Origin of the sequence: Veillonella sp. R32, from assembly GCF_010093125.1 — a bacterium.
Classification (GTDB): Bacteria; Bacillota; Negativicutes; order Veillonellales; family Veillonellaceae; genus Veillonella_A.
The window spans coordinates 1-676 of sequence record NZ_NMZQ01000078.1 but is presented as its reverse complement, the minus strand read 5'-3'; the positions used below and the strand labels follow the sequence as shown (position 1 = coordinate 676).

The 676-nt window shown below is 58.3% G+C and carries 2 protein-coding genes; both read right to left on the bottom strand.

Annotation, left to right across the window (positions count from 1 at the left end; genetic code table 11):
- Positions 1-484 (bottom strand): C40 family peptidase (locus tag VER_RS10200; RefSeq protein WP_162100700.1); only part of this gene is annotated, 484 nt, incomplete at its 3' end.
- Between the two features lie 5 nt (positions 485-489).
- The coding region (locus tag VER_RS10195) for a phage minor tail protein L (protein ID WP_134698275.1) at positions 490-676 on the bottom strand (187 nt) is incomplete at its 5' end.

The following is a 676-nucleotide window of genomic DNA, read 5'->3' as shown; positions in this document are numbered from 1 at the left end:
GCCCCGTCGCCTCCAGATTATCCAGATAGAGATTCTGGCCGTTACGCCACCAGTCATCCTCACGATGAAAGTCCGGCATCTCAATCCCCGCCAGATGATAAGCATCCCGGAACAGTGTGTAACAGTCCGTCACACCGTGCTCAAAGCGCCGCCCGGTGAGATGCGGCACACAGCGGAACTTATGAATCGTCCCCCGGCAGACCAGCCACCACGGCAAATCACTCTGCACCTGCAGCCGCCGGTCGGCCTCACTCAGCCAGGGCAGACCACCGGGGTGGCTGTGGACCAGCGCCACAATCTCACCCTGCATTTCTGCCTGCAGCCAGTCTTGCGGCGACATACGGAAATACGCCTCCGGCTCACCGGAGATATTCACGCAGGGGAAATATCTTTCCCCCTCCGGCGTGCTTACCACGAAGCCGCACGACTCCGCTGGCGCACATCGCCGGGCGTGCGCCAGAATCGCTGATTCTGTCTGTGTCATGGGATTTACTGCGAAAGTTTGTTAATGGAAAGGAAGCCGCCAAAGTTGCCGACGTTATTGCGGAACTTACAACCGCTCAGGCATTTGCTGCATTTATCCTTCGTGATATCGGACGTTGGCTGGTCATATTCATCCGCGACAGCCGGACCGCTATAACCGCACTCGTCACCGCGATAGGTCCAGGTGCAGGTG